This window comes from Mycobacterium parascrofulaceum ATCC BAA-614 (assembly GCF_000164135.1).
Taxonomy (GTDB): Bacteria; Actinomycetota; Actinomycetes; order Mycobacteriales; family Mycobacteriaceae; genus Mycobacterium; species Mycobacterium parascrofulaceum.
This window is the reverse complement of sequence record NZ_GG770556.1, coordinates 286,521-308,325: the sequence shown is the minus strand read 5'-3', so window position 1 is coordinate 308,325 and position 21,805 is coordinate 286,521. Positions and strand designations below refer to the sequence as shown.

Sequence of the window (21,805 nt, the reverse complement as noted above, 5' to 3'; positions counted from 1 at the left end):
ATCGGGATCGGGGCTCACGGGCGCACTCGCTTCGGGCGCGCTGGGAGCACCCGGCTCAGCAGGACTCGGGGTGGCGGCCGTGTCGGCGGGCGTGGGCCGGGCGGCCACGGTCGGGGCCTTATCGGTGCCCCAAACCTGGGCCTCGGCGGCCCCGGCAATGAGTCCTGCCGCGACGGCGCTGCCCAGCACCAGCCTGGCCACTGCCCCAGCAGCCACGACAGGAGCTCCCGCAAGCATGCTCGGCGCGCCGCTGGCAACGATGGCCGGGCGCGGCATAGGCAACGTCGGCGATACCGACCTCCGCTTCTTGCCCCGCCTGACGGTGGTACCACCCACGGCGACCCTCGGATAACAATGGAGGAACACCCATTTGTAGCGGCGGGCGGCCATGAACTGGCCTTGCCCTATTGAAGCCATAGCTCCACAGTCAGTCTGCCAGAATCAACGGTCGAATTGATCTTACTCTCGGACACGCCGAGAGTAGGGCTTGGCGGAAGGATTGACCATTGTCCAAAGCCATTCGATTTGGAACTAGGTCTTAGATCAGGAGCCGTAGGTAGCGGTCTTGCGCCCAGGCGCAGCGCCACGCGGACGCGATCAGCGCCGAAATAGTCGACGCGGCCTCGGTGAGCATGTGAGCAGTACTAACACAAGGAGTTGGCGACCAGCCCGACGATCACCTCGGCGACCAACAATGCCAGGGTCGCGCCGCCTCTAAATCCCAGAGGTGCGACGCTGCAGTGGCGGCTGAATTGATCGATAAAAGACAACCAGCAGGGCATCAGTCAGAGCGGCGCTACACTGCCACTACCACCACGACCAATCCTTAACCGGACCGCCTGGAAACAACCAATGTCAGTGGTGCCCGCCGCGATATCCTCCGTGGCGACCACCGTAATAGCCCTCCCCGAACAAGCCACCCAAAAAGCCTCTGGGGCGCGGATTGTCGATGTACCCCGGCTGGGCCGGATACTGCTGAGGCACGTACCCTGCCGCCGGCGGCTGTTGGGGTTGCTGTTGGGCAGCGTAGAACTTGGCCTCGGCCTCGGAGAGCTGCTCGAGTTCGCCCCGGTCAAGGAAAACGCCGCCGCACCCGGTGCACTGATCGATCGTCACTCCAAAGCGCTGCACCGGCAACATCTGCGACACGCACCGAGGACACAGCAGCGTCGATTCGTTGGTCTGTTTTGATTCGCGTTCGTCTGTCACTTGAACCTCCCTAATGAGGCAACGGCAAATGCCTCACCCGCCTAGGCTAACAGACATAAATGCATGCGCATATACGAATGCGGACGACTGGGCGTACGGCTAGACGGTATGGAGGCGACTTGAGGCCGAAGGCCTCGGGCTGCAATTGGACGTGGGTTGCCGGTGACGAGTGAACACTCGCATTGGTAGAGCCACAGTTGCAGATCAGGAGGCCTCCGGTGAGTTTCAACGGTACGAGTGTTGGTTTGGACGTGCACGCGCTTTCGGTGGTTGCGTATGCCGTCGATGAAGAAACTGGTCGAGTCGAGCAGACACGGTTGTGTCCCGATCACGGCGAGATCTTGGCCTGGTTGCATGGAATGCGCGGCCCGGTGCGAGTGGCCTACGAGGCAGGACCGACGGGGTTCGGGCTGGCGCGGGCTTTAGCCGCCGCCGAGATCGACTGCGTGGTCGCTGCGCCATCGAAGTTGATCGTCCGCCCGGTGATCGAGTCAAAACCGATACTCGCGACGCCGCACATTTAGCTCGGTTGTTGCGATTGGGCGAGATCACCGCGGTGACGGTGCCCGAAGCCAACGTGGAGGCCGTGCGGGATCTGGTCCGGGCGCGTGAAGACGCCCGCGCCGATTTGATGCGAGTGCGGCACCGATTGTCCAAGCTGCTATTGCGCCACGGTCGGGTGTACTCAGGTGGACAAGCCTGGACTGGAGTGCACGAAATCTGGCTGCGCCGACAGCGATTCGTCGATTCCCACACCACCGCGGCCTTCGACCATCACTTCGATGCGGTGCTCACCGCGACTGCTGCTCGTCATCGTCTCGATGAGCAGATCATCGAGGTCGCGGCATCACCGCGCTGGGCTGACCCGGTCAACCGGCTGGGTTGCTTACGCGGTATCTCGGCGTTGACGGGGTTGGCGTTGAGCGTCGAAATCGGTGACTGGACGCGGTTCACCGGTGCCTCGATCGGCGCCTACATCGGCCTGGTGCCGTGTGAATACTCCTCGGGAGCTTCCCGGGTGCAGGGGGCGATCACCAAGGCTGGCAATGCCCACGTGCGGCGATTGTTGATCGAAGCGGCCTGGCACCACCGTACTGTCCACCCCGCATCGACAATCGCCGACGCAAGCCGAGTTCGGCCCTTTGGAGTCAAACAGGCATTAGCGTGGACCATGAGGACCTCTCGGTATTGGGGTGTGTGGTAACCACACCGATACCGGAGGTCCTCACCTACTTCCTCACGCCACGCCGTTCACAACCTGTCTGGTCATTACAGCTAGCCCGCTGGTGCTCGGTCAGCACGGGGTGCATGCGCGGGCTCGGGAGCCGATATTGCGCTGGCCAATCGGCTGCTGCGCCGGCGGCTATACAGCAGGCTGGCCATAGCGACAGCCAGGCAGGCGGCAGCCGGAACGAGCAGCGCGTTGTGACCGAACCGGCCGCCGATCAGCGCTCCCGTCGCACCGCCGCCGATGAACAGCACCACGGTTGTCGTGAGCACAGTGGCTTTCCACCTGTCCACTCCATGGTGGCGGCTGCAGCCCAATATCAAACCGAGGTCGGTGATCGTGCCGGTGAAGTGCGTGGTGCGGATTGTCATCCCGGGAAAGTTTGAGGTCATCGCGTTTTGCAGCCCGCACGCGGCCGCGGCCAGCAGCGCCTTGAATCCAGGAATCTCGATACCGGCGGCGGCTAGCAGCAGTGCGGCCTCGGCGAGCAGGACCGCGGCGTGGCGCGCACTGGTGTGGGTTTGCACGGAAGCCAGTACCGCTCCGGCCCCAGCGGCTCCGGCCAAAAATCCGCCCACGATCAGCGCGATCATGCAGCTCTCGTATAGCAGTGGGCTGGCCGAATCCATGCCGAGCTGGGTGCTCAGTGCGGTCAGGTTGCCCACGGGAAACGCCAAAACCAGCAGTGCGACCGAATTGATGAATCCCGCGATTCCGGCCAGCAGCCCACTGTAGCCCAGCACCAGCACCCGCAAGCGCGTCTCGCGGGTTTGCATGTGCGGCATGTTTCTTTCTTGTCCGGTGATCGGTGGTGGCACAACGCTACCAAGACCACGCTAAGAGACGTCGCCCCGCCAACACTGCTGCCTCAGAAAATTGTGGAATCTCGGGTTGGCGGCACTGCTGGCATCACCACAACCGCCAGTCGCCGTAGTTGTTTGACCCAGGCGGGGTCCACATAGCGGGCCCATTGGTTAACGCGCCTTATGTAGTGGCCCCAAAAGCGGGTGGCGTGGTGGTAGCGATATGGCGCAACCCCGTGTCGGGTGCCGGAGGTGACCTGCGCCCGCTTAGCCCCATACCGCCACGGCTGGCGACGCTAGCTGGCGTGTCGTTCTGATTCAACAGCCGCAGTCCTCGCCGCGCCAGGCTCGGATGCCTTGCCAGACGGCGACGATGGCGATGGCAAGCCCGACCGCCGGGTCAAACCACCAGCTACTCGGCCAGTGCGCAGTTACCGCCAGGCCGATCAACACCGCGGCGGCTTGGGCCGCGCAAAGGTAGTTTTGGGTGCCTTCGCCAGCGGTGGCCGCTGAGCCCAGCCGCGCGGCAAGTCGCTTTTTGGTCCGGCCAAGGATCGGCATCGCCAGCAAGGTAGCGCCTATCAACACGATACCGATCATCGAAGTCTCCGCGTGGTGCTCACCAGCCAGGTGCCGAATAGACTCGGCGGCGATGTAGGGGGCCGTCAGCCAAAACGACACGGCAACACCACGTTGGGCGCGTCGTTCGGCGCTCTCGGACAGCATCCGCGAGCCGGTGAACCGCCATACCACCATCGCGCTGGCCAAGCCTTCGGGCGCGCTGCTTAGCGCCCAACCGGTAAGTGCGATGGACCCGACCGCTAGGCCCTGCCACAGCCCCACCGCGCCCTCAGTAAGCATTGCGATCATGCTGACCCAGGCCAGCCGCCGCGCCCAGCGAGCGGCCTCGCGCCATCCCGCGTTCCGCGTCAGCGAATTCCGCGCGACCTGCGTGGACTCCGCGCAACCCATGTCATCTACAAGTTCGGTGGGATCGCCGACTGGACGAAGACTACTCATAAAGTTGGCTCCGTTAGCCAGCCGTCGGCGACGCAGGTTGGGCACAAACCCACCCCACGGCCCATCGCGGCCGACAAGGCCCCCGAACAGGTCAGCTCATCAGCGAATGCCTGCTGCGTCAACCGGGACAACGAAGCCAGCCCCGGGGGGTCGGACACCGCCACGCCCCGGTCATGTAGGCAGACAGCGCATATCGACATCATCACCGACTGCTCCGACCCCACCAGCTGCAACTCACTAAAAGACTGCAACATTTGCACTGGGCCATCTTATAGCCGGCACAAAACCACCCGGCACCGCCACACTGTGACGACTTCCATTGACCTTGCGCAACATGGTGCGCGCACGCTCAATCCCAACCCTGCGCGGGTAAACGTCGAGGACCCAGGCGCCAGTGCTGATCCCGGTACGAAGTCTCAGCCCCGGCGTTCGGCGCGGTGGACCCCGATGAGGTGACGAGGTGGCGCCTCCAACCAGCACTCGCCGTGTGCCCGGTTTGCGGATCCTTAACGCGGATCCTTCTAGCCCGAAGCAGGCACACTTATGACTTGTCACAAAACTCAGCCGGGGTACACACCCTCACGTGCCTCACGTGTCAGACGCCTTAAAATGCTGGGCGACAAGCCCTTTTGCAAAAGCAAGTACAGATAACCTTTGCCACCGAACTAGCTAATGCGAATGTCAGCGTGTGTACACGCTGATGAAACTGCTCGGTCACGAATCGATGGTCACCTCACAGCGCTACGTCGACGGCGCCGGCATGGAGACGCGTTCTGCTGCCGAGCTGAACCCACTGTACGACCTTCTGTCCAGAGACGGCGACTCGTAAGCATCAAATCCTATGCGCGACACAGCTATTAACTGGTAACGGTGCGTGTTCAACAGGTGCGAGTTGTTGTGCAGGGGCGAGGCCGCCGCCAACGATTGGCACTAACGCGCGGGTTAGACAACAGCAATCTCACGGTGTGAATTGGCTGGCGAGCAGCGGTGGTGAGCGTCGCATATGAGTGCACGTAGCGATGCTGCTCAACGCTCTCCGCTCGGCTGGGTCAGCGACCTGCTGCACCGCCCGTGCGGTCGGGATGTTGTAGCCTTGAAGGTGCCGTTCGCGCGGCATCCCTGAGTCGGCACAGCGCCCGTATCGCTGTCGGCGCCTGAGGGCAAGGTCCGTCGGATCCGCGAAGCCCACACCGCTGTTGAATAGCGGTGCTGATACGGGTGGCGCCGCCGAATCCAGCGATAGGGGTTTTTATCGTGACGAAGAATTCTGCACTCAAACGAGATGCTCGCGCCTACCAGCGCGAACATCCGGGCACACGTCTTGCGGATGCCATGCAGGCTGTGACCCGCTCAGCGGCGGTCGGCCAGGACGGAGCGGCGAACCTGCCGGCGGCGCCGTGGGTCCGACGGGCCGACAGAGAGATCGACTGCTACTTCTGTGGACAAGAAACCGTTCTCCTGTCGTACGGAGACCTGACCGGAGACTACCGTCGCGTTCAGATCTATTGTGACAGTAGTGATTGCGACGGGCGAGAAGTCGACGTCATCGTCCTCGCCGACGGGACAGAGGCGACGCGCAACCGTACAGACGTCCGGATCGTCGACCACTTCGCACCGGATGGTCACAGGCCGGAATGGGTCGGGCTGGGATCTGGCAGCGACTGGGCAGCGGGTACGACACCGTTCCTGCGCCGCACCGACCGTCCGGCAACCTGCTTGTTCTGCGGGGAGCGCACCTGCGTGCTCTCCGACGACGACGTGTCCGAAGACACCGGCCGGCTGCGGATCCGTTGCACCAACCCTGCCTGCACCGTGCAACGCGCCGAAGCAATCCTCATGCGCGACGGGCTTCTCTGGGCAAGCGAGCGCCCCGTCGCCAAGGCGCTCAGAAACCTGTTCCCAACCCTCGCTGATCACAAGAAGGCGCAACTGCCCCCTGGAGAATTCGCGGCCTTCCCCGTGGGCGACTTCTTCGAGCCGGCCGCTGGGATAGATCCCCTGCAGATGCGCATTTCGGGTCCGGTCCCCTGGGAGACAAGGTAGGACCATGCTGATCAGCGGATGGCAGCAAGCGTTGACCTTGGTCGGCGTGCTCGTCCCAGGTTTCGTGTTCCAAGGAGTTCGGCGCAACCGAATCGGCCCGTCGCCCGAGGACCGTGAACTGTCGGTGCGACTGGTGCGGGCACTCGCGGTCTCGGTGGCCTTCCTGCTGTTCTATCTGGTCTGCCTCGGCGAGACCGCGACCCACCGGTTGTTCCACCCACAGGACGGTCTGGGCGACCCGCGGGCTGTCGCCGGCGTCGGGTTCCTATTGGTGTTCATGCTGCCCGCGCTCGCAGGCTACGTGACCGCGAGTTTCACCACAAGGCGGCGCTACAACCGGACCACTTTCTGGGGGACGTTGTTCGAACGCGCCAGCGGCGACGGCGAATTGACCTGGCGCAAGGCGTTGTTCAGCCATGAAACGGACTACTCGCCGATCCCGACGGCATGGGACTTCGCGACCCAGGACGTCGCGCCCGGCAGCTTCGTGCGCATCCTCACCGCGGACGGGACGTGGATCGGCGGCCGGGTGACTAACGCTGCGTTCTTCACCGGCTACCCAGAACCACGGGACGTCTACATCGACGAGGCGTGGAGCATCGACACTGACGGGCAGTTCACAGAGCAACTCACCGGGCCGACCGGGCAGTGGGTTCGGTGCGACGACGCGGTGTTGATGCAGATCATTCCGCCGCCGGATCCCTAGGCCACGCCCCTGGGTCGCCGCCGCCGAGGCGCACACGCTACTCCCACACCCTGCCTCGACTGCGGCATACTGGACGTGACAGCCTCGGAAGGGTGGGCCTATGGCCGAGAACACGCAGAGCGAGAAGGCCTCGCATCGGCGTTGGATCGCACCTCGCACGGGCGGCTACCGACCCGGCGGGGAATTCAGCGCTGACACCAATTCCCCTCAAGATCCGCCAACCCCCGCAACCGCACCAAAAGGACCGGGAGGCGTCATCCCCAGGAGCCGCAGTGAGCGATGATCGCGACGCGTTGACCGGCGGCGGGCACCAGCCAGCAGCCCGCGCGGATCGCCCGCAGCCAGGCGACAACGAACGCAAGGGCGGGCGCCAACCTAGTGGCCTGAGTCGTTAATTCGTCGGCAGTAGTTGGCGATGCTGTCCAGGATTTGGTCGGCGGTCTTGGTCCACACGTAGGGGCGTGGATTGTCATTCCAGGTGTCGATCCAGGCGCGGATGTCGGCGTTGAGTTGTCGTACCGAAGTGTGGGTGCCGCGTCGTAGCTTCTTGGTGGTCAGTTCGGCGAACCAGCGTTCAACGAGGTTGAGCCATGACGAGCTGGTGGGGGTGAAATGCAAGATGAATCGGGGGTGATTGATCAGCCAGCGCTGGACCGCCGGGGTCTTGTGTGTGGAGGCGTTGTCGAGCACGACGTGGCAGTCCAGATCGGCGGGGACCTCGGTGTCGATCTTTTTCAAGAACGCCAGGAACTCCTGGGACCGGTGACGCGAGTGCAGTGATCCGATCACCTTGCCGGTAGCCAGATTTAGCGCGGCGTACAGGCTCGAAGTGCCGTGGCGGACGTAATCATGGGTGGCGCGTGTCGGAGTGCCGGGCAGCATCGGAAACACCGGCGCGGTGCGGTTGAGCGCCTGGATCTGGGTCTTCTCATCGACGCACAGCACGATGGCCCGCTCGGGGGGATCCAGGTAGAGACCGACGATGTCGCGAACCTTGGCCACGAACAACGGGTCCTTGGACAACTTCCACGAATCCTGTTTGTGCGGTGCCAAACCGAACGCCCGCCAGACCCGCGACACCATCGACTGGGACAGTCCTAGATGGTCGGCCATCGACCGCGTCGACCAGTGCGTGGCATCCGTGGGTGCCGTCTCTAGCGTTGCGGTGATCAACGCTTCGATCTGCTCATCGCCGACCACACGAGGCCGGCCCGGTCTCGGTTCATCGAGCAATCCGTCGCAGCCCTTCTCGGCGAACCGGTTGCGCCACTTACGAATCGTGCCCCGGTCGAGTTCGAGCCGTTCGGCGACCTCGACATTACTGCCGCCATCAGCGCACGCCAGCACGATTCGGGCACGCAGAGCCAACCCGGCAGCACTGTTCCGTCGCCGAACCCAGCCTTCCAACTCAGTACGTTCATCGTCGGTCAACACGATCGTGGCAGCATGCGGCGACGGCATCACCCATACTAACAAGAGCGGGCGAATTAACGACTCAGGACACTAGAACCGTGGCGCCACGTGTCGTTCAAAAACCTGCCCAGCCGGTCAAACCTCCGCCAGGTGGAGGCGGTATCAGCAGGCCAGGCGGTAAATAAGCGAGCTCCCCCGACCCGGCACTTTCACCACTAGACCAAATCCAGGCGGGCCTCGACGTCTATATCGCCCAGGCCAAACACTCCCCCTCGGCGTACCGGATGGCCCACCAGCTCGGACCTATTGACAGCAGACAGGACCCAACCCGACAGGCGCGCAACACCATTCAACGCGACCGCGTGCTCAACAGCGTGGCAGCACTCATTCCGATCGAGGCCGAAACCTCACTTGCCGTCACAAGCTGGCTCGCGTTCACTCAGAACGCAATCCTGGAGCGACAACGGGTCTGCTGCACGAATAGGTGACAGTTTCTTCACGCGGCCTGGCTGGCCGGTGTGGTCATGATTGCTTCGTATTCGATCGGGGTCAACCGTCCCAGGGCGACCTGACGTCGGCGGCGGTGGTAGGTGCGTTCGATCCAGGTGACGATGGCGATGCGGAGTTGTTCGCGGCTGTCCCATCGGCGGCGGTTTAGGACGTTCTTTTGTAGGAGGCTGAAGAAGCTCTCCATGGCGGCGTTGTCGCCGGCCGCCCCGACGCGGCCCATGGATCCGACCATGTCGTGACGGCTCAGTGCGTGGACGAATCGTCGGCTGCGAAATTGACTGCCCCGGTCCGTGTGGACGATGCAGCCGGCGACCTCGCCGCGGCGGGCGACCGCGCTGGCCAAAGCTTGGGTGGCCAGTCGTGATTTCATCCGCGAGTCGATGGAGTAGCCGACGACGCGGTTGGAGAACGCGTCTTTGATCGCACAGAGATAGAGCTTTCCCTCGCTCGTGCGGTGCTCGGTAATATCGGCCAGCCACAGCCGATTTGGCGCATCAGCGGTGAAACGGCGACCGACCAGATCATCGTGGACCGGCGGGCCGACCTTGCCGTTCTTGCCGCGCCTGCGTTTACCGAACGCACTCCACCAGCCGTTGTCGGCGCAGATCCGCCAGGCAGTGCGCTCGGCCATCGGATGCCCGGCGTCGCGGGCCTCTTCGACCAGGAAGCGGTAGCCGAACTCCGGGTCGTCGGCGTGGGCGTCGAACAACGCGTTGGCCCGATGTGCGGCAACGTATTCGGCGTCGGTGACTGGGTCGGCCAGCCAGCGGTAGTAGGGCTGGCGGGCGAGCTTGAGGACCCGGCACGTCACCGCCACGGGAATCCCATTGGCGGCGAGCTCTTTCACGAGCGGGTAAATTCTTTTCCCGGCAGATTGGACTGCGACAAATACGCCGCGGCCCGGCGCAGCACCTCGTTCTCCTGCTCAAGCAGCTTGATCCGTCGGCGGGCCTCCCGCAGCTCTGAAGACTCGCTCGTCGTCGTTCCCGGCTTAGCGCCGTCATCGACATCGGCCTGGCGCATCCACTTCGACAACGTGATCGGATGAACCCCGAAATCGGCGGCGATCTGCTCCAGTGTCACCCCGTTCTCACGATTGCGGGCGACCCGCACGACATCGTCGCGGAACTCCTGGGGATACGGGCGTGCCATAGTGACATCCTCTCAGCCCACCCAGTCTGGGCAAGCGAGCTCGGTGTCACCTGATCGTGCAGCAGACCCAACCCAGTTATCTCTCATCGGCAACTCCGCGAGCTATGCATGCGGGCGCTGCACGCCGCCCTCAAACTCCCAACCTGACGGTACACTCCGCCAATTCCCCAACTGAGCGACACCGATAGCCACGGACGACGCACCGCCCAGTATCCGTTTGATACTCGCGCCTTGCCACTCGGTTCATCCGAGGGCACGTAGAAAGCAGCCGGAAATGGGAGCCTTGACACTGGCTCAGAAGGGCATCGCCCGCACTTGGGGTCGGCACCAATCCACGAAGCGCACCGAAGTGGCTGGACAACGACAAGCCAGACCTTGCGTGCGGGTCGCTCACCGCGGCGAGTAACTCCCGAGACCGATGTGAAACTTACTTGCCTGACACCAGTCATCCGTCACACCGAATGCTGGCACAACGTAAAACAGCACAACCCGAGAGAGGACACTTTTGTATACAGCCCCACACCCGGCGATCGGGATCGCTCCAGCATAACGCCGCCTCCGCCGGATTGGTACCCCTGGACGTTGCTGAAAAGGTCGGCACGCCTTGACAACTGGTGTACCGATTAGGGCGGCCGCGCCGACTCGGATGGTGGCTGTAAGCCGTAGGCTATGCGTCAGGAGCGGTGCTATCCCGACTGATATTGCACTACTTTTCGACAGCCGGCTGATCGGTCGGCGGTTGGCGAGGCCGGGAGCATCGCGCAGCTCTTACCAGGCGGGGGGCGAACTGAGGATCTTGTCAGCTATTGCCGATTGTGGTGGTCGTATCAGAAGTCGCGATGAACCCGTTGTAGGCCTCTCCCAGGCCAATCCGGCATGCCAGTGCAATCGTGTCGGTCCATACGCAGATGGCGTGGTCGAATGCGTATGCAGTGTTCTTGGGTAGCAGGTTGATCGGGTGGCCCTCGAACTCTGGATTGTTCCCAGGGTTCGGCCCGTCGACGCGGGTGAACTTCACTGGGCTGAGAACGGTGCCCGACATGAACAGACTCACGGTGTTGACTCCCCCAGGAGCGTCAGCGAGCGGCCCGGTGCAGTTCATCGCGTACATCTCACGGTGATTGGATGACGTGCAGTACAGGCCGCTGGGTGTGCGGAAACCGCGTACCGAGTAGGCAAGGCCGGGTCGCACCGTGTAGTCGTCCTCAGATACCTTCGGGTAGGAGGAGAAGTCCGGTACAGCCGGCGCAGCATGCGCGACGACTGCCGGGGCCATTCCCAAACTCGCCAGGAGACCTATAAACGCCTGGCGAATCCGATTCATGCCATCCATTATTCCTGCGCTCCGGCGGTGACCGCGTAGTCCAAGCCGAACGCGTGCTCGGCAGCGGGGCTGGTAGCCATACGAGGCCGCGTCGGGGGACGTCGCGGTCGCGATGTCAGCACTCGACCGTGTTGCACTGCCGCTGGTCCGCGAAGTCGTCGCTCGCACTTGGGGTCGGCACCAATCCACGAAGCGCACCGAAGTGGCTGGACAACGACAAGCCAGACCTTGCGTGCGGGTCGCTCACCGCGGCGAGCGGCTCCAAGACCGATGCGAAACGTATTTGTCGAACACCAGTCATCCGTCACACCGAATGCTGGCACTAAGTAACAACAGCACAACCCCGGAAGGGCGACACTACTGCATGAAGCCCCACACCCGGCGATCGGGATTGCTATATCCTAGTTCGGATTTCGTCCGACTGGTAGCCCGGGGGGATGCCGAAAAAAGCGGCACGCCTTAACAACTGGTTCTGGGGGCGCGCATGGTCGCGCCGAATTCGGATGTCGGCAGGGATGCCCCTGGATGGGGGGCCGCAGCGCCGCTAGACGCTGTGGGCGGGCACTAGGCCGCCGTGTTGTGCCGGGGCGGTCTGGGTGGCACCTTCCGTGAGGGCATGGTCGTTTTTCATGTGCCGGTAAACCCGGCGGACGATGCGCCGTTCGACGCGTCGGATGGCTTGGCTGTGGGAGTCGCCCGAGTCGCGCCGGGCCCGGTAGTACGCCTCACCGGGGGCACCATGTTTGATCTGGCACAGCGCGATCCAGTACAGGGCAGCGTTGATTTTTCGATTTCCGCTGCGCCAGGGCTTGATACGCACGGTCTTGGATCCGGAGGAATGCGGCACGGGCGCGAGGCCGGCGTGGCGGGCGTAGGCGGCTTCGCTGCGGAACCGTGTCACTTCGGCGGTCTCCCCGACGAGTTTGGCCGCGGTCAATGCCCCGCACCCGTAGAGGGTTAGCAACGAAGGTGCGGCGGCTTGTGCTCGTGCGGTGATGCGTTGATCGAGTCGGCCGATCACCTCGGTGATGGTGATGATTTCGGCCAGCTCGTCGCGGGCGAATTCGGCCACCAGCCCGTCCTGCGTTTCGAGCCAGCTGCGCAGCGCTTGTTGATGCCTTCGGTGGGCCAAGGACCTGCTTGGCACCGCATGGGTGGGGTCGAGTTCGTGCACCCGCCATAGCAATCGGTTCATTAGCGCCGTGCGGCGGGATACGAGGTCGTCGTGGCGGTCCATGAGCAGTTTGAACTCGCGCGAGACCGGGTCGTGGCTGGCGACCGGCAAGTCGGGTTCGCGCAGTACCGCCCGGGCCACCGAGAGCGCGTCGATCGTGTCGGACTTGCCGCGGGTGCGGGCTGAGGCGCGGGTGCGGGCCATCAGCTGGGGCGGTACCCGTACGACGCGTTGACCGGCGTTGAGCAGATCACGTTCGAGTCGTTGAGACAGGTTGCGACAGTCCTCGACGCCCCAGATGAGATCGCCACCGAATTCGCGGCGGGCCCAACCCAGGGCCTTGAGGTGCCCGTCGGTGGTGGCCCGGACGGTCACCTCGGCGAGTTTGCAGCCGCCGACGTCCACTGCGACCATGGTGTGGGTGGCTTTGTGTGCGTCGACACCGATGACGACCATGGCAGTTGCCTCTCTTTCCTTTTGGCGGCGGCACTTGTAGCCGTCGCGGTGGTTGCAGGGCTCGGGTGGGCGCCCGGAAAGCTGGTCGTCTTGCAACTTTGTGCGTGGGAACCGCGGAATGCGCCGCGGTGGTGCCCGCCCGACACGGCTCTGGGTGGGGTGCGCCGCGGCTTGGCCGTCCTGAGCGATTTGGAGGCGGCGATGCGTTCGGCGGTAAAGCTCGATGGCGTCACGTCAGCAAGGCATGTGAAACGTAGTTCGTACCGTTCAGCGTATGCGTGCCTGTTGTGCAGCGGAAGGTGTTGGCGGTGGTGGCGGGCTGGCACTTTCATTCCGGGATGACCGGGCTTCAATGCCCTCGGACGCGGCGGGCCAACGCCGCAGCATCGGCCCCTGCCCCTCTGCTCGCATAACCGATTCCCCGCGGCCCGGCCAGCAATTAGGTTTGGTCGTGTGGCCGCATACAGTCTCCGTACACGCAGGGCCGCTCGGTGGTTGGTGGCGATGGTGTGCGTGGCCGCGGCGGGGGCGGGTCTGGTGGTCGCGTGGCGCATCGATGAGCGGGCACAACCGTGTTGGAGTGTGCGGCAGTTCATCGATTTCAACCGCGACGCGCAGGCATCGTTGAAAGCCAAGACGCGGTTTGCACCGGCGGGCTCGCACGAAGAAGACTCGGTACCCGCCCCTGCCGACTATCAGGCGTGGCTCGACGGCCTTCAGCAGCGCGCCAACCAGGTGAGCACCCCAGGCTTGTCGGCTCACGCTCAACGAGCCGCGGCGTTAGCTCGAGAATTCATGAAAGACGTTGACCAAATGAACGCCGAACTGAGCAAACAGGATCCGCTGAAACCGCAGCTGCCGCCCTCAGCGCAAGCGGCGGGCCAAGTTAACCACGAGTTCGGCGACGAGTTGGCCGCCCTGACGCGCGCCTGCCCGACGTGAGCGCGCGGCGGCCCCGCGATGCGGGGTGGCTCCCCGTTTCGCTCCTAGGGGATTGTGGCGCTGGTAGGCGGCGCCCTGGTCGTGTGCTTCCACCGGCCGGTCCGGTTCCGCAGGAGTCAACATGCATTTCAAATGAGAGAAGCGGGTGATTAGGTTGGTGCATCATGACTTTCGGTAACAGCACGAAGCGCGCGTGTGTGCTGGCGCTGGGCAGCGCAACGGTTGTGGCTGCACTGGTGGGGTGTTCGAGCCGCCAGGCAGGCAGCGGAGCAGGGGCCAAGAGCTCGGCGACGAACAGCTCAGAGCTGCCCGCTAGCCTGGCCGTCGATGGGAGGACTCGCCAGCTGCACCCTGTTGAATGTGTGACAGCTGCGAGCTGGATGATGGCCAACATCGGCAGCGACCAGGACGGGATCGCTGTGACGACCACCGCCGGCGAAAGTCCCACGCTGGACAGTCTGGTCTTGGGCAGTTTTGATGGCATCCCATTTGGTTGGCACACGACCGATACCAGCAGCAGGCCGACGGTCACAAAGAGCGGCCAGACATACAAGATCGTCGGGACCGCCGTTGGCCCGGACCCTTCGGGCATCGGAACGCTATCTAAGCCGTTCGAGTTGGACTTCACCTGCCCGCCACGGCGATAAGCGCACGGAGTTACTCCCCTCCCCCAGGGCATTTCGCGACACGTGGGCGCAAGCACCTAATGTCTTGCGCGCGCGGCCCGTCAACCCCGGCGGGGCCGGGTGGTTATGGGTGGCTGGTGATGTTGTCGTCGATGCTGCGGATCAGCATGAAGCGCGGTCATGGTGTTGGGCCCGCAGGCCCGTACGTCGACAACGATGTTGCGTCGCGCGCTCATGGCGCGCTCGCATGCGCTGTCCTTGGGGTCGTTCGGCCCAGCCGGCAGTAGCACGGTGGTGGCGATGCCCTCACTGTCGGTGACCACGGTGATCTTGGCGTGATCGTCGGGTTGGCCGTTGGTGTAGGAGACGGTGACGTCGGTGAGCTTGCAGCCCTGCCACACGGAGAGCTGTTGGGCGTAGAAGCGCTGGGCGGCAGCCGCATCCGGGAACGCGACCACGGCTTGAATGACTCTGTGGCGTCCGGGTTTGGGTTCTTGGAGACCCTGGGTCGCTAGGCCGGTGTACCCCGACCCGGCATAGGTACCCTCCAGTACCGGGGCGACTGCGCTGGCGCAGGTGGCCGGGTTGATCGACACCCCGGAGGCGAATGCCGTTTGCACCGCGCGGGCGTCCATCGGCGCGTTATTGAACACCTTGCCGACCTGGTCGGCCGAGGCGAGCAGGGTGGGCAATGTTGCGGGGTCAAGTGCCGGCGCGACCGGCGGGCCGCTCGGGGAAGGCGGGGTGGTCGGGGCAGGGCCAGCGGAGGCAGGTGGGCGCGTTGATGATGGCGCCGGGGTGGCGGTGGGATGGGACGTGCTGCCGCCGTGCACGACCAGGCTGATCACTACCACCGTGGCTACGGCGGCGACCGCGGCCGCGGCCCACCACGGCCAACGCCGGCGTCGCTGCACCGGCGGCCAGGGGGTACCGGGCGGCATGGCTGGTCCACCGGCCGGGTGGGGAAATGGTGGCTGGCCCGGGGGGCCCTGCCAAGGCGGCCCGGCCGGGGGGAAAGGACCCGGCCAGGGCGGGGGTGGTGGCGGGAAAGGACCCTGCGAGGACGCGGCTGGCGGGCCCTGCGGTGATGCGCTTGCTGAGCCTGCCGGCGAGCCACCCGGAGCCGGCCACGGGCCCGGCGGGTGTTGCGGCGGACCGGGTCGGCGCAGATTGGCGGTCTCCTCGCCCTGGTTGGATCCCCCGTCGCTGCTCATCGCCTCTAGCTTGCCTCATCAGGGCGTAGAGCTCGGTAAAATTGCCCGATCCAATGCCAATGCCGCGCATTGCGCGGCGGACGTCGACGACGTGCATTTCGGCTAAGCCCTGGGGCCCTGGGAATTCCGACACCTTCAGGCGCAGGCTCGGGCTTTCTGGCCGCGCGGCTGGGTCAACCTTCCTGCTCTGGGTCCGCCGGTTCGCGTTGATGCTCGAGGTAGGCCTGCCCGTCATCGATGCTTAACTCCAGCCACATGGGCAGATGGTCGCTCATTTGGTAGGTCCGCCACTCGCGAAAACTCTTCCCTGGCGTTCCCGCGTTGCGTTCCTGTGCGTAGAGGTCTTCCTGGGCATCGGTGTAGACGTAGTTGTAGTAGTCGAACACGCCCGCCTTGCCGGTCGGTTTCATGCCGACGAGTTCCTTGTAGTAAGCGATTTGGTCGTAGTGCTTGTTCTTGTCCACATTGGAGCCAGGCACGTCGGTAAGGTCCGGGGGCACAACGAATCCCGCGTCGGTGAGTGCCTGCATCGTTTTGTCTTGGGTCTGGAAAATGTTGAAATCGCCGAGGATGATTGCGTTGCCGGCTCGCGGAGGCTTCCCCGCATCGTATTGCGGTGCGCCGGAGAGCTTTTCGGCGTTGCTGGCGATCAGATTGGCGACGCGGCTGATCTCGGCAACTCGTCGTGGATCGTCGGGTGTGGCGGTGCCGTAGTAGATGTGCACGGTGATCAGACTCAGATACGCCCACCCCGCGCGGAAGCTCGCCACATACGGGGAGCGCGCGAACTGCTGAGGTTCAGCTTCAGCTCCCTGGTCTTTCGGAATCACCAATTCGGCGGCGAGGCCAGTGAAGTCGACCTTCCGCCGGTCGTACACAAACGCCATCCGTTCTGCATTCCCCGATGTACCCAGCGTGACATCTGTGACCAAGAAGTCCCACCACGGACCGAGATTCTTCTTCAACCGTTGCAGGGGATAGAGCCCGTCGCGCACCTCCTGTACGGCGATGAGGTCGAAATGACTGAGGATCTCGACGATGTAGAAGTACGGCTCGGGGCCGCGCCAGCCGTATTTGGGTGAGTCGAATTCGCGGATATTCCAGGTGGCGAGCAAAAGCGAATCTGTTGCCGATCGTGACGGCAGCTCACTGGCCAAGCCGTCGCGCAGCGCCTCGATCCCGTCGATGATCCGGCCCCGCACCGTGCTGTCCTGGATATGCTTCAACCCTGTGTAGTTGGGCATAGTCCCTCCTGCCCTGGAAGCTCCGCGATGATTATCCCTCGCCTTGACAGCCGTCGACGAAGATTCGCGACCTTACTTCCCAGCTGGCGAAGTCCTCGCAGGGATCACCCCTGCTGCGCGCCGTGCCTTTCTTGAGTTGGGTGGCGTCTCTGACCCGCGCCACCTCTTGAACGCTCAGCCGGGAAGGGGACGATCAGCACAGGGGCTCTCACGCGCGCTGCCGGCGGACGGCGCGCTGGGAGCGCATGCGCAGGACGAGCCGCGCCCACCAGTTGGGCGCGGGCCGGGCTTGCAGGGACTTGAGCTGCTGTGAGGAGAGTCCGACGGGATCACCACCGGCGTCGATTCCGGTGATCAGCACAGTTCCGTGCAGCAACGGCACGGCGTGCGCAGGCAGTCTGGTCGCAGCGTAAAGGTTCAGCGTTGCCATCCTGTTGACTGCCCGCCGGGTGCTGGTATCGAACCAGAACACGACGTTGTCACGTGCCGTGATCGTGTCGACGGGGCTCGCGCCGACGTCGTCGGCAGCGATGTGGTCAGCGATCGCCACCGCCTGCATCTGCCCCTCGACGCTGACAAGGATGCCGACACCGGATGCGGCTGGTGGGGGCGCCATGTGCCTATGGTAGCCAGCCAGGTGGTGGTGACCTGATGGTCTTTTCCCCGACTGGGCCCACCGGCATCGGGTTGGTGACCTGGTGGTGTGCTGCAATCACGTTGAGCAGTAACGCCTTTGCTCGTCATTGCGGGTAGGGCTCACGTGGGCTATGTGCACGCAATCCGGCGCGGCTGGCATTTCGTCCGCAGTTTCGGCGAGGTTATGCAAGGGATCCTCTGCGAGCGCCAGACCGGGGGTGGTATCTAAGACCCATGCTGGCCGCCGGATCTGTGGTGTGTGGTTACCAGATCCGCCAAGTGCTGGGCAGCGGAGGTATGGGGTCGGTCTATTTGGCTGACGACCCGGCGTTGCCGCGCCGGGTTGCGCTCAAGGTGCTCTCCGCCGAGTTGTGCCGCGACCCGGACTTTCGGGCCCGGTTCATCCGGGAGGCCGACACCGCCGCTGGCCTTGAGCATCCCGGGATCGTCTCGGTGTACAACCGCGGCGAAACCGATGATGGGCAGTTGTGGATCGCGATGCAGTTCGTCGACGGCATCGACGCGGATGAGGCCTTGCGCGCGGGCGCGATGACTCCGCTGCGTGCTGTGCACATCATCTCCGAGGTGGCTAAAGCACTGGACTTCGCCCACGCACACCATGTCGTGCACCGCGACATCAAGCCCGCGAACTTTTTGCTGTCCGGCCCGCCGGGCAGTGAAGAGCGGGTGTTTTTGGGCGACTTCGGGATTGCCCGCGCCCTCGACGATGCGGGCCTGACCGCCACCGGCTCGGTGCTGGCGACGGTGGCCTACGCGGCCCCGGAAGTGCTGTCGAATGCCCCGATTGATAGCCGGGTCGATATCTATTCGCTGGGGTGCACGTTGTATCGGTTGCTGACCGGCCATCCGCCGTTTCCGGCCACCAATGGTGCGGCCGGGGTGATGGCTGCGCACCTGTTCAACCCGCCCCCGCGTGTCACCGATCAGGTTCCCTCGCTGCCGTCGGCTCTCGACCAGGTGATCGCGGTGGCTATGGCCAAAGAGCCCGCGGCGCGGTTCGCGTCGGCCGCGGCATTGGCAGACGCCGCCAACGCAGCCTTGCATGACCCCACCCGCTACGTGCCGCTGCCAGCGGTGCCGAGCGCCGCGGTCAGTTCCTATCAGGCGACGACCCCGGCGCCGGGATGGTGGCACCAGAGCGCACCCCGCACGATGGCCGCGCCACCGGGTTCGCCTGTGCCGTGGTCGCGCCCGGTCGGGACTCCGCCCCTGTCATCGCGGCGGCGCCGCCGCGGCATCCTCATCGGGGCCTCGCTGGCTGCGGTGGTGCTGATCGCGACCACGGTCACGATCGCCGCCTGGCCGAGGGCACCGTTACCGGGCCGGCCGCGAGCAGCACCGGGGCCCTACCGGCTCCCGCCGCCGCGCCCCCTACACCGAGCGGGGCGCCGGCCACCGATATCAATGATTCCCAGCTTCCCGGGATCTTACTGAGCGCCAACGAGATTGGGAGTTTGGCGGGTGGTGACCCATTGGTCTTGGAAGCTAACCGTTCGGCCCTGCTCGACGACGGCGCCACCGTGGACAATCCGCAATGTCTGGGCGCCTGGGCTGCAGCGCAAGGCGCGGTGTATACCAATACCGGCGCCTCGGGCGTGGCAGTTCAGCGGTTGCGTGCGCTGAACCAAACGTGGCAAGACGGCCTGACCCAGGGTGTCATCGCGTTCACCTCGCAAGATAACGCCGCGAAGTCGTGGGTGACGCAGCGCGGCCAATGGGCGCTGTGCGGTGGCAAGACGGTCACAGTGACCGCGCCTGGCCAGCCAGCCCAAATCTGGCAGTTCGCCCAACCCGTCACCACCGCCGGCGTCCTCACCATCGCCGCCAGCCTGCAGGCAGGCACCGCAACGTGTGAGCACGGGATCCTGGTGCGTGGCAACGTGGTGATCGATATTCGCCAATGCCGCCCCAACGGCGGCGCCAACATCGCCGCGCTGGTCAGCGCGACGGCTGCGAAAGTTCCCCAGCAATGAGTGGAGGCTGAGATGGGCTCCTGGGCACGACGTCCCGCGACGATGTGGCTAACCGCCGCGCTTGCTGCGCTGTGCGCATCATGTTCGTCGGTGATCGGCGGCACCGCCACCGGCGGTCATCCCAGCAGCTCGTCTTCAGCAACCGCGGCAGCACCTACCGCCTCCTCGGCGCCGGTGCCTCCGGCGACACCGTCCGCCGAAGACCAGGTCCGCGAGACAGTCACCGCATTCCAGGACGCCTACAACACCCAAAACTGGACCGCCTACACCGAGCTGATGTGCGTGGCGATGCGCGCGAAATTCACTGGTCCGGTGCTCGATTACGTCAAAAAGGGCCGCTCCGAATCGGGCCTGACCCACGTGAGCATCACGTCGGTCACCGTCAACGGCGACACCGCCACCGCGTCGATGACCTCGTCCAATGAAGCACTCGGTACTCGTTCGGTGAGTTTGCCCCTCAAGCTCGAAGACGGGTGGAAGATCTGCCAAACCTGACCGGCGCGGCCGGTGGAACTCGACCCCAGGGAAGCAATTGTGCGAGACCCAAAACCTGTGCTGCTCACCGGTTTACTGGCTGCGGCCGTGGTGGGCTGTAGCGGCCACACCACGACGACAGGTGCCCCACGTGCGGCGCTTCCTTCCGGCTCGAGTGCCGCCGCCGCAGCCAATCCATCGGCGCTGGACCCAGGGAAGTATCCCACCACCGCGCTGCCCCCTCTGGGCAACGCCGGATCCCAAGAAACGGGGCGGCTGGTGGAGGGGCGACGCATGGCCGCCTACGTCGTCGGGCCCTGGCAACCCGATCCCGCCCTGGCCGCCGCAGGCTCAGACAGCCCCGCCACCGTGATCGAGGACTTCGACCAGTTCGGCCGGGTCACCTGGCCGCCGATCGCCGGCGGCGCACACGCGTTACCGTTCGTCGTCGGCTTCATGTCCGAGCGCCAAACCGCCGGCGCGGACCCGCAAAGCTCGCTGCGTAACGCCGTCTTGCGGTTCATCGACCCGAGCTCGGCCGCCACCGCCGCACACAACATGGCCAGCGTGGCGCGCAACATGCCGCGTGATCCGCGGGCCACCCCCATCGTGACCGAGCCCGAGCAGGCCGTACCGATTCCCGGGCATCCCGACGCGGCCGCCACCTTGTTGACGTTCCAAGAGGGCGCACAGCCGGTTCGGGAACTGTCGGTCTTCACCGCCCACGGCCCCTACGTCTTGGTGCAAGTCGCCCGCTGCCCCACCACCCCTGACTGTGCGGCCGCCCTCGCGGCCCACACACTTGATCTGCAAGTACCGCTGATCGACACCTTCACGCCGACCCGCCCCCCTTTCACCGGCCTGCCGGTGGACCCCACCGGGCTGTTGGCGCGCACCCTGGCGCTGCCCGCCGACCAATCCACGGCCACCGCCGGGGCCACCTACCCGATCGCCGGGGCGCTGCACCTCGAAGACAACCCGGTGCAGGCCGAACCGCTGCTCAGTGCAGCCGGCGTCGACACGGTGTCGGTGAATCTGACGACCATCTACCAAGCCAAAGACCCCGCCGCGGCTCAAACGCTCACCCAGTCCTACAGCGAGACCCTCGCCAAATCGCCTGCGGCACAAGCAGCCTCACCGGTTCCCGGCCTGCCCGCGAGTCGCTGCACCAAAGTCGCCGGAGCTGGCGGACTTGTCCCCCGCTACTGGTGTGTTGCCGCCGCTGGCCGCTACACGATCCGGGCGGTGGCCCGCCAACTCGACAATGCCCACCAGCAGATCGCCGCCCAGTACCGCATCCTCACCGGGTAGAACGCGAGCGGTCGACACCGCACCTGGCCGTGAACCGTGGTAAATGCTGCCTGTGGGGTGCGCATCCCCGGGCAATAATGCGTCTGTGTCGATTGATCAGGTGGCCGCGCAGGCGGTGACGGTGGTGCGGCGGGCCCGGGCGTTATACGGGACCTCACCCGATGCGGCCGTCCCTGATGCGGGCAGCCTGGAATCGGCCGCTGAGACCGTCCGCGACGCCGCGGGCCGGGCCGCGGTGCTGTCGGGGGATCTGGTCGACGAGCACCGCAGTTTCGCCCACGACGCGACCACGCGGCTGAGCAGCAACGGGCACTCCGATACCAACC

19 protein-coding genes and 4 pseudogenes are annotated in these 21,805 nt (G+C 64.8%); 12 read left to right on the top strand and 11 right to left on the bottom strand.

Annotated features, from left to right (window positions below):
• A pseudogene (locus HMPREF0591_RS34465) lies at window positions 1-216 on the bottom strand (TerD family protein); the annotation flags it as partial.
• Between HMPREF0591_RS34465 and HMPREF0591_RS34460 the strand changes: the two are divergent.
• Window positions 125-352: a PPE family protein, SVP subgroup gene (locus tag HMPREF0591_RS34460; protein ID WP_279626982.1), complete on the top strand. Its 228-nt coding sequence runs from the start codon at window positions 125-127 to the stop codon at window positions 350-352. The pseudogene HMPREF0591_RS34465 and the gene HMPREF0591_RS34460 sit on opposite strands and share 92 nt — an antisense overlap.
• A 503-nt stretch (window positions 353-855) precedes the next feature.
• On the opposite strand, the gene HMPREF0591_RS21320 is transcribed toward HMPREF0591_RS34460, so the two are convergent.
• Window positions 856-1,209 (bottom strand): TFIIB-type zinc ribbon-containing protein, encoded by a 354-nt coding sequence (locus HMPREF0591_RS21320; RefSeq protein WP_007170727.1) that lies wholly within the window; start codon window positions 1,207-1,209, stop codon window positions 856-858.
• A 218-nt stretch (window positions 1,210-1,427) separates the two neighbouring features.
• Between HMPREF0591_RS21320 and HMPREF0591_RS32485 the strand changes: the two are divergent.
• A pseudogene (locus HMPREF0591_RS32485) lies at window positions 1,428-2,302 on the top strand (IS110 family RNA-guided transposase); the annotation flags it as partial.
• Between the two features lie 182 nt (window positions 2,303-2,484).
• Here HMPREF0591_RS32485 and HMPREF0591_RS21310 read toward each other — a convergent pair.
• Window positions 2,485-3,222: a DUF1275 family protein gene (locus HMPREF0591_RS21310; RefSeq protein ID WP_007170724.1), complete on the bottom strand. Its 738-nt coding sequence runs from the start codon at window positions 3,220-3,222 to the stop codon at window positions 2,485-2,487.
• Window positions 3,223-3,558: 336 nt separating this feature from the next.
• Window positions 3,559-4,212, bottom strand: a complete 654-nt coding sequence (locus HMPREF0591_RS21305; RefSeq protein ID WP_040623510.1) for a cation diffusion facilitator family transporter — start codon at window positions 4,210-4,212, stop codon at window positions 3,559-3,561.
• A gap of 698 nt (window positions 4,213-4,910) precedes the next feature.
• On the opposite strand from HMPREF0591_RS21305, the pseudogene HMPREF0591_RS31235 reads away from it, so the two are divergent.
• The 3 genes and pseudogenes from HMPREF0591_RS31235 to HMPREF0591_RS21290 form a co-directional block, all read left to right on the top strand.
• Window positions 4,911-5,089: pseudogene (locus HMPREF0591_RS31235) on the top strand (tyrosine-type recombinase/integrase); the annotation flags it as partial.
• A gap of 425 nt (window positions 5,090-5,514) precedes the next feature.
• Window positions 5,515-6,303, top strand: a complete 789-nt coding sequence (locus tag HMPREF0591_RS21295) for a hypothetical protein (protein ID WP_040623507.1) — start codon at window positions 5,515-5,517, stop codon at window positions 6,301-6,303.
• A gap of 4 nt (window positions 6,304-6,307) precedes the next feature.
• Window positions 6,308-7,009 (top strand): DUF6338 family protein, encoded by a 702-nt coding sequence (locus tag HMPREF0591_RS21290; RefSeq protein WP_007170719.1) that lies wholly within the window; start codon window positions 6,308-6,310, stop codon window positions 7,007-7,009.
• A 375-nt stretch (window positions 7,010-7,384) separates the two neighbouring features.
• Here the strand turns inward: HMPREF0591_RS21290 and HMPREF0591_RS21285 are convergent, their stop codons facing one another.
• The 4 genes from HMPREF0591_RS21285 to HMPREF0591_RS21265 form a co-directional block, all read right to left on the bottom strand.
• Window positions 7,385-8,470 (bottom strand): IS630 family transposase, encoded by a 1,086-nt coding sequence (locus tag HMPREF0591_RS21285; RefSeq protein WP_007170717.1) that lies wholly within the window; start codon window positions 8,468-8,470, stop codon window positions 7,385-7,387.
• Between the two features lie 448 nt (window positions 8,471-8,918).
• Window positions 8,919-10,084, bottom strand: a protein-coding gene (locus HMPREF0591_RS21280) for an IS3 family transposase (RefSeq protein WP_085981698.1) whose coding sequence is annotated in 2 segments (ribosomal slippage) — window positions 8,919-9,797 and window positions 9,800-10,084 — 1,164 coding nt in all. Because the reading frame shifts where the segments join, the coding sequence is not laid out codon by codon here.
• Window positions 10,085-10,883: 799 nt separating this feature from the next.
• Window positions 10,884-11,408, bottom strand: a complete 525-nt coding sequence (locus tag HMPREF0591_RS21270; RefSeq protein WP_040623585.1) for a hypothetical protein — start codon at window positions 11,406-11,408, stop codon at window positions 10,884-10,886.
• A 544-nt stretch (window positions 11,409-11,952) separates the two neighbouring features.
• Window positions 11,953-13,038 (bottom strand): IS110 family RNA-guided transposase, encoded by a 1,086-nt coding sequence (locus tag HMPREF0591_RS21265; protein ID WP_007170711.1) that lies wholly within the window; start codon window positions 13,036-13,038, stop codon window positions 11,953-11,955.
• Between the two features lie 582 nt (window positions 13,039-13,620).
• Between HMPREF0591_RS21265 and HMPREF0591_RS21260 the strand changes: the two genes are divergently transcribed.
• Both HMPREF0591_RS21260 and HMPREF0591_RS31230 read left to right on the top strand, forming a co-directional pair.
• Window positions 13,621-13,980, top strand: a complete 360-nt coding sequence (locus HMPREF0591_RS21260; RefSeq protein ID WP_040623506.1) for a hypothetical protein — start codon at window positions 13,621-13,623, stop codon at window positions 13,978-13,980.
• A gap of 164 nt (window positions 13,981-14,144) precedes the next feature.
• Window positions 14,145-14,627 (top strand): lipoprotein LpqH, encoded by a 483-nt coding sequence (locus HMPREF0591_RS31230; RefSeq protein WP_083802043.1) that lies wholly within the window; start codon window positions 14,145-14,147, stop codon window positions 14,625-14,627.
• A gap of 80 nt (window positions 14,628-14,707) precedes the next feature.
• Here HMPREF0591_RS31230 and HMPREF0591_RS31225 read toward each other — a convergent pair whose 3' ends face one another.
• From HMPREF0591_RS31225 to HMPREF0591_RS21240, 3 genes are all read right to left on the bottom strand, one after another.
• Entirely contained in the window at window positions 14,708-15,298 is a 591-nt protein-coding gene (locus HMPREF0591_RS31225; protein WP_007170708.1) for a sensor domain-containing protein, read from the bottom strand.
• 695 nt (window positions 15,299-15,993) lie between these two features.
• Window positions 15,994-17,064, bottom strand: a complete 1,071-nt coding sequence (locus HMPREF0591_RS21245; RefSeq protein WP_007170706.1) for an endonuclease/exonuclease/phosphatase family protein — start codon at window positions 17,062-17,064, stop codon at window positions 15,994-15,996.
• Window positions 17,065-17,272: 208 nt separating this feature from the next.
• On the bottom strand, window positions 17,273-17,680 hold the full coding sequence (locus HMPREF0591_RS21240; protein ID WP_007170704.1) for a hypothetical protein: 408 nt from the start codon (window positions 17,678-17,680) through the stop codon (window positions 17,273-17,275).
• 254 nt (window positions 17,681-17,934) lie between these two features.
• Here HMPREF0591_RS21240 and HMPREF0591_RS21235 point away from each other — a divergent pair, with 254 nt between their 5' ends.
• The 5 genes and pseudogenes from HMPREF0591_RS21235 to HMPREF0591_RS33205 all read left to right on the top strand — a co-directional run.
• Window positions 17,935-19,155: a serine/threonine-protein kinase gene (locus HMPREF0591_RS21235; RefSeq protein WP_007170702.1), complete on the top strand. Its 1,221-nt coding sequence runs from the start codon at window positions 17,935-17,937 to the stop codon at window positions 19,153-19,155.
• 20 nt (window positions 19,156-19,175) lie between these two features.
• Entirely contained in the window at window positions 19,176-19,694 is a 519-nt protein-coding gene (locus HMPREF0591_RS33210) for a sensor domain-containing protein (protein WP_208857794.1), read from the top strand.
• 90 nt (window positions 19,695-19,784) lie between these two features.
• Window positions 19,785-20,189 carry an Rv0361 family membrane protein gene (locus HMPREF0591_RS21230; RefSeq protein WP_157137535.1) on the top strand — a complete coding sequence of 135 codons (405 nt, stop codon included), beginning with the start codon at window positions 19,785-19,787 and terminating at the stop codon, window positions 20,187-20,189.
• Between the two features lie 12 nt (window positions 20,190-20,201).
• The gene (locus HMPREF0591_RS21225; RefSeq protein ID WP_425270226.1) at window positions 20,202-21,479 is read left to right on the top strand and encodes a DUF7373 family lipoprotein; all 1,278 of its coding nucleotides are present in this window, start codon (window positions 20,202-20,204) and stop codon (window positions 21,477-21,479) included.
• An 85-nt stretch (window positions 21,480-21,564) separates the two neighbouring features.
• A pseudogene (locus HMPREF0591_RS33205) lies at window positions 21,565-21,805 on the top strand (DUF4226 domain-containing protein); the annotation flags it as partial.

What these genes read in the sequence shown, in the direction of transcription:
- HMPREF0591_RS21310 (WP_007170724.1), bottom strand. Translation starts at nt 3,222, where the DNA reads ATGCCGCACATGCAAACCCGCGAGACGCGCTTGCGGGTGCTGGTGCTG.
- HMPREF0591_RS21305 (WP_040623510.1), bottom strand. Translation starts at nt 4,212, where the DNA reads ATGGGTTGCGCGGAGTCCACGCAGGTCGCGCGGAATTCGCTGACGCGG.
- HMPREF0591_RS21290 (WP_007170719.1), top strand. Translation starts at nt 6,308, where the DNA reads ATGCTGATCAGCGGATGGCAGCAAGCGTTGACCTTGGTCGGCGTGCTC.
- HMPREF0591_RS21285 (WP_007170717.1), bottom strand. Translation starts at nt 8,470, where the DNA reads ATGCCGTCGCCGCATGCTGCCACGATCGTGTTGACCGACGATGAACGT.
- HMPREF0591_RS21270 (WP_040623585.1), bottom strand. Translation starts at nt 11,408, where the DNA reads ATGAATCGGATTCGCCAGGCGTTTATAGGTCTCCTGGCGAGTTTGGGA.
- HMPREF0591_RS21265 (WP_007170711.1), bottom strand. Translation starts at nt 13,038, where the DNA reads ATGGTCGTCATCGGTGTCGACGCACACAAAGCCACCCACACCATGGTC.
- HMPREF0591_RS31230 (WP_083802043.1), top strand. Translation starts at nt 14,145, where the DNA reads ATGACTTTCGGTAACAGCACGAAGCGCGCGTGTGTGCTGGCGCTGGGC.
- HMPREF0591_RS21245 (WP_007170706.1), bottom strand. Translation starts at nt 17,064, where the DNA reads ATGCCCAACTACACAGGGTTGAAGCATATCCAGGACAGCACGGTGCGG.
- HMPREF0591_RS21240 (WP_007170704.1), bottom strand. Translation starts at nt 17,680, where the DNA reads ATGGCGCCCCCACCAGCCGCATCCGGTGTCGGCATCCTTGTCAGCGTC.
- HMPREF0591_RS21235 (WP_007170702.1), top strand. Translation starts at nt 17,935, where the DNA reads ATGCTGGCCGCCGGATCTGTGGTGTGTGGTTACCAGATCCGCCAAGTG.